This window comes from Ruegeria sp. CDSB086 (assembly GCF_059611065.1).
The window spans coordinates 125,113-131,228 of record NZ_JBXWOV010000012.1 but is presented as its reverse complement, the minus strand read 5'-3'; the positions used below and the strand labels follow the sequence as shown (position 1 = coordinate 131,228).

The 6,116-nt window shown below is 56.9% G+C and carries 5 protein-coding genes; 1 reads left to right on the top strand and 4 read right to left on the bottom strand.

Annotated elements, in window-relative coordinates; genetic code table 11:
• Positions 1-247: 247 nt before the first annotated feature.
• Positions 248-985, top strand: a complete 738-nt coding sequence (locus tag AC2FIO_RS20905) for a LytTR family DNA-binding domain-containing protein (RefSeq protein WP_496699821.1) — start codon at positions 248-250, stop codon at positions 983-985.
• Positions 986-987: 2 nt separating this feature from the next.
• Here AC2FIO_RS20905 and pdeM read toward each other — a convergent pair whose 3' ends face one another.
• The 4 genes from pdeM to AC2FIO_RS20885 form a co-directional block, all read right to left on the bottom strand.
• Entirely contained in the window at positions 988-1,650 is a 663-nt protein-coding gene (gene pdeM, locus AC2FIO_RS20900) for a ligase-associated DNA damage response endonuclease PdeM (protein ID WP_496699820.1), read from the bottom strand.
• A 41-nt stretch (positions 1,651-1,691) separates the two neighbouring features.
• Positions 1,692-4,103, bottom strand: coding sequence for a ligase-associated DNA damage response DEXH box helicase (locus AC2FIO_RS20895; protein ID WP_496699819.1), 2,412 nt, complete (start codon positions 4,101-4,103; stop codon positions 1,692-1,694).
• 40 nt (positions 4,104-4,143) lie between these two features.
• Positions 4,144-5,451: a DUF8689 domain-containing protein gene (locus tag AC2FIO_RS20890; protein WP_109313459.1), complete on the bottom strand. Its 1,308-nt coding sequence runs from the start codon at positions 5,449-5,451 to the stop codon at positions 4,144-4,146.
• A gap of 116 nt (positions 5,452-5,567) precedes the next feature.
• Complete coding sequence (locus tag AC2FIO_RS20885; RefSeq protein ID WP_282120047.1) at positions 5,568-6,113, bottom strand: prepilin peptidase; 546 nt, start codon at positions 6,111-6,113, stop codon at positions 5,568-5,570.
• Positions 6,114-6,116 lie beyond the last annotated feature (3 nt).

The window sequence follows — 6,116 nt, the reverse complement described above, 5'->3', positions numbered from 1 at the left end:
CTGCCAGAACCAGAAGGCCTCACAGCCTGACCTGTTTCGCTGGGGCGCAAAAAATGCGCCCCAACAAAACTGAATTTCGCACAAGTGTGAAAATTGGCCATGATGTCAACGTGCTAAATTTCCCCCCTTTAAGGTTTGAATGTCTGAATGGGGCGTGTTAGCCGGGATTTCCCAGCCGTTTGCAGTGTGTGAATGTTAGCTTTCTGGGGCTTTTGGCTGGGTCCCTGAAAGTGGTTTTTGATATGGTATGACTTCAAAGCTAAGACCCATCTTCAGCCTGTGCAGCCCACAACGCGTGGTGGCCGGAGCGTTCTTCCTTCCTATGCTGGCTTACGCTTTTCCGCCGTTCCAGATGTCGGATTTGCCGTTTGTCATAAGCTTCTTATTTTGGTTCGGGGTGATGGGTATCGCTGTGACGTCGACCTGGATGGCCCGAAAACTGATCCGCGAATCCGGGACTGTTCTGAACCTGCCGGTGCGTGACCTGGCAATCGCTCTGTTTGTATTGCTGTTGTTTATCCCGTCCCTTTGGGTGCTGGCCGTGGTTCTGTTTTCCATTGGGGGCCACTCCGCACCCGGCATCCCGCGGGTTATTGGATACAGCGCCTTGTTTACCGCTGGCCTGATTCTGACCAGCCGGGCAGAACCCAAAAGCGCTCCACCATCATCCCCGGCGCCGCGGCTTGCGCGACGGTTGCCTGCGTCTTTTCAGGGGCAGATTTATCGCCTGAGCTCGCGCAATCACTACGTGGATGTGGTCACATCAGAGGGCACCTTTGCGATCCGGTTACGGCTATCTGATGCGGTTGGGGAAATGGAGCCTTTGCGCGGGCATTGTGCGCACCGGTCCCATTGGATCGTGGACAACGCAGTCACAGGCACTGAGAAGGTAGCTGACAGAATCTACTTGAAGCTGGTGAATGGTGACCTGATACCGGTCAGCCGGAAGTACAAGCCGATGCTTGAAGACGACGGGTTGATATGATCTCAGCGTGGCATTGGGATGATTTGTGGATGAGGGCCAGTCAGGATGGCCATTGCCCGGTCGCTCATCAAGTCACTTAGAACCTTCTCGGAACTTCGCAGCCCGCCTGTATAGGTGCCATAGGCCGGTAGAATAAGCCGTGCATTATCCAGCAAAAACGCCGGGCGTGTGATCGTCCGACCGCGTGCCCTAATGCACGTCTTGGGATGATAGTGCCCCGAGATTTCGCCGTGATCACCGGGTTGGGCGATATGCCGAAAAACCAGCGGACCTACCGCGTATTCAGCCAGATGTGTTCCGCCCAGATCTATTGGACCCGGGTCGTGGTTTCCTTCGATCCAAATCCATTGTCGGCCTGCTTGCAGGGCCGTCAACGAAAGCTTCTCGGCAGTGCCCAACGCCGCCAAAGTATCCAAATCGTCAAAGCTGTCGCCCAGGCAGATGACAGTTTGCGCGCCGGTTCTGTCGATGTCGGCGGCCAGCCGGGTCAGGGTGTCCTGACTGTCATAGGGCGGCAAAGAGGGACCACCGCGCCGCGCCATACGTTCGGATTTGCCAAGATGCAGATCGCTGACGCATAACAGTTTCCGGTTTGGCCACCACAACGCACCAGATCCCAATGCGCGCAGGTCTTGTTCAGCAAAGGAAAACGCCAGCTCGTTCATGGTACGTTCTTCACCTGTTTTGATCCTTGGCGCAAGCTGAATTACTTCGCGTCTAGTCCCGCAGCCTGTAGCAACCGGGCGCTTTCCTCGGCCAACAGACGTTCTTCGGCGGCACCTTTGACCGGTACTTTGCCAACCTCCAGAAACAACGGCGCGGCGAGGGGAGAGACCCGATCCAGCCGAACCAGATCTATCCGGTCACCAATTCGTTCAATCATTGTCTCGATACGTCCAAAATCCACTAGTCCGCGCATTGCTTCCTCGCGGGTGATCTGCATCAGAAGGTGGTTGGGGTCATACTTCAGCAGCGTATCGTAAAGAATATCCGAGGAAAACGTAGCCTGACGCCCGCTTTTGCGTTGCCCGCCTGTATTGCGCTCGATCAGGCCTGCTATTGTGGCCGAAGCGCGAAAGGTGCGTTTCATGACAGCGTTGCCCGCCAGCCATGTCTCAAGCCCGTCACGCAGTTTGTCCAATTGGAGCAATGGGCTTGGGTCGGTCACAGCATCCAAGCCCCAAATCAGCGTCGCATAGTCGGTGGCAACAAAACCAAGCGGCGCCAACCCGGTTTCCTCCATCCGTTTGGTCAATAAAAGCCCAAGGGTCTGTTGCGCATTGCGCCCAGCGAAGCCGTAAACACACAGGTGTTCACGACGGTCATTGGGAAAACTTTCGATCAGCAAGCGATCCCGTTGAGGCAGTCGGGACATATCCCGCTGCAACGCTAACCATTCGGCCGTGTGGGCAGGTAGTTGTGGCCACTCCGGCTGAGCGAACATGCGCAGGATACGGTCGCTGAGTTGGGTCGAGGTCGCGAACTTGGTGCCCGAAAATGTAGCGATCTTGGGCTTCTTGTCCGCCCGGCGGCTGACCTCGACCACCATTTCTCGCAGCCCCTCGTACCGTACGATCTGTCCGCCGATCAGAAACGTGTCTCCGGGCGTCAGAGAGGCTGCAAATGCCTCCTCGACCTCACCCAGCGGTTTGCCCCCGCGATTGCGCTTTAAGCGGACTTTCAGCGTGTCTGTGTCCTGTATCGTGCCCAGGTTCATACGAATACGCTGTGTTGCCCGTGGGTCTCTTAGCTGCCATTTCCCGTCTGGCCGCTGCAACAGCCGCTGCCAGCGATCATAGGCGCGCAGCGCGTAGCCGCCGGTTGCACAGAAATCCAAACAGGCGTCGAACTCAGCGCGGCTGAGATCAGAATATGGCCCTGCTGCCGTCATTTCGGTGAACAGGGCTTCTGCATCGAACGGACCTGCCGCAGCGGCGATGAGCATATGCTGGCACAAGACGTCCCTTGGGCCCGGTCCGCGCGGTTCGCCATCCAGATCATGGGCCTTTGCCGCCTCCAACGCGGCGACGCACTCGACCACTTCAAACCGGTTCGCTGGCACTAATAGGGCTTTGGACGGGGCGTTGTAACGGTGGTTGGCACGACCAATGCGCTGAACCAGACGTTTGACGTTCTTGGGCGCGCCGATCTGGATCACCAGATCCACATCGCCCCAGTCGATGCCCAGATCCAGACTGCCGGTGCAAACAATGGCGCGTAGGTCACCGCGGACCATTGCAGCCTCGACCCGTTCGCGCTGTTGCCGATCCAGGCTGCCGTGGTGAATGCCAATGGGCAGCCCGTCATCATTAGCAAGCCAAATGTTGTGAAAGAATATTTCGGCCTGCGCGCGGGTGTTGTGAAAGATAAGCGTGGTTTTGTGTTGTTTGATCTGATCCAGCACCGCAGGGATCGAATAGGCCGCCCCTCCACCGGACCAGGGCGGCATCTCTTGCGTCTCAAGCATTTGGATATCGGGGTCGGGGCCGGGATCAGCCTGAATGATCTTGCAAGGATCGGGGTGGCGGGCCAAAAACTGCGCGATGGCATCGGGGTCTTCGACTGTGGCCGACAGGCCGACGCGTCGCAGGTCAGGGCACAAGCTCTGCAAACGGGCCAGCGCCAACATCAACTGATCGCCTCGTTTGCTTTCGGCCAAGGCGTGGATTTCGTCCACGATCACGCGTTGGACGCCTGCAAACATCCGCGGGGCGTCTTCGTACGACGTCAGTAAGGCCAGGCTTTCAGGCGTGGTCAGCAGGATGTGCGGAGGGTCCACGCGCTGACGTTTCTTTTGCGTGGCCGAGGTATCGCCTGTTCGGTCTTCGATGCGGATGGGCAGGCCAATATCGTCCGCCGGGCCGCGCAGGTTGCGGCGGATATCGGCGGCCAAAGCCTTGAGTGGGGAAACATAGAGCGTGTGCAGGCCGGGGCGATCATTTTCCGCCAGTTCGGCCAGTGTCGGCAGGAAACCGGCCATCGTTTTGCCACCGCCGGTCGGCGCAATGAGCAAAGTTGCCGGGTCCGCAGCCCGGTCAAACATCTCTTGCTGATGTGGATGGATGGACCAGCCTTTGGCGTCAAACCAATCCGTGATCCGGGGGGGAATCTGCGTCATGAACGCAGACTACCCGGCCTGTCCCGGAAATGGCACGGCGTTAATTTACGATTACCTCGTCTTTGACGAACATGTTGGCCCAGGCCCTGTCGATCAGATCGGGGCTCATCTGATAGGGGATGCCCTCAAATTCGCAGATCGAGATCATCTGGTCGATCAGGAAGATCGGCTGATAGTTGGCATAGACGTTGTTGATGGTCGGGTATTTGACCTTCAGCAAATGCACCAGAGCGGATTCATCCAGCGGCATGCCGCGTTTCCGCGCCACCATTGCAAAGATTTTTAGGAAGTCTTCTTGAACGGGACCACCGATCTTGATCTTGAAGAAGATCCGGCGCAGGGCCGCTTGGTCGAATATCTCATTTGGGTGGAAGTTGGTCGAGAAGATAACCAGTGTGTCAAAAGGCACTTCGAACTTTTCGCCAGACTGCAGGCCAAGAATGTCCTTGTTCTCTTCCAAAGGAACAATCCAGCGGTTGATCAACGCCTGTGGCGGTTCCTGCTGACGACCAAGGTCGTCCACGATGAAGATGCCACCGGTTGATTTCAGCTGCAGTGGCGCCTGATAGGTACGTGCAGTCGGGTTGTAGACCAGATCCAGCATTGAAAGCGAAAGTTCACCACCCGTTACCACGGTCGGGCGTTCGCACTGAACATAGCGTGTGTCGAACCGCTTGCGACGGCGCAGGCTGTTGGGGTCATCCGCCTCTTGCTCGATCGCAGTGTGGACGATCGGATCATAGACCGTGATGACCTGACCTGCATACTCGATGGCACGGGGAACATAGACGTTGTCCCCCAGCGCGTCGCGAATACCGTTCGAGATTGAGGATTTACCGTTACCCGGAGGGCCATACATCAGAATTGACCGGCCGGCGCTGACTGCGGGGCCCAGATGGTCCAGTAGGCTGTCGGGCAGAACAAGATGTCCCATCGCACCAGTTAGCTGATCGCGGGTCACCTGAATATTTCGGATTGACTGACGCTTGACCTGTTCCCGGTATACGTCCAGCGGAACCGGCATAGCGCCGAAGTATTCAGATTGGCTCAGCGCGTCCAGTGCACGGGCTTTGCCGGCATCGGTAAGCTGATAGCCCATCTCGTTGCCACTGTTGGCGTTCAGTGTGCCCGTCGCTTCGAGCAGTTTCTGTTCGCGTGCAATGTCTACAAGTTCTTGCGTGACCGCACCTGGCAAACAGATCGCTTCCGCGATTTCCGTGACCGTATCCACGTTCTTTCGGAATATCGTCTTAAGCAGAATGTCCCGCATCATCACGATGGGCAGTTTCATTTCGGCCATACCCTTGGGGGCAGGGGGGGCCATAACCGAGGTCGTCTGCATATTCATGAGCGTTGCCCGTCTATCCACTAATCACGCCAAAAGCCCCACAAGGGCTGCTTGGTTAAAATCTTAACCTGCTTTGTGTCAGCACAAAGGCATTGAAAAGGCGGACTGATGATAGTTTATGAGCCGGAAACAGTTCCGAAAATCAAATAGATCGCCAAACTGGCCCCTAACGGAAAACCCATCGGAAATTTCTTGCCCCGATCCCAGCTCTCCCAGTCCGGGGCGATTGCCCGAAGGCGTGTGTGCTTGGCCAGCCTGTGCGTCACATATGCACCAAGCATGGCGCAAGTGGCGATCAGCGTCATAAGCAGATAGTCACCGGCCCAGACAAAGGCTGAGGCGGCAGCCAGAAACTTGGCATCACCTGCCCCCATGACGCCGGCCGCGTTCAACAGGATGCCAAAAAACAAAACGACAACGATGTGCAGCAATTGCCACAGATAGGGCGGAAGTGTCAGGGCAATCGGACCCACGCTGCCGGTCGTCCACTCGGTTGCCCAGGGTGGCAGTGCAATCAACCCGACAACAGCAAAAATCGCGGCCAAAGCGATCACGGCATGATTTTTGATCAGCATGCTACGCAGATCGGTGAAGGCCACATAAAAACAGATCGGCAACACAAACGGCAAAAACCATGCGGCTGCCGTCGCAGGGATATTCATGAA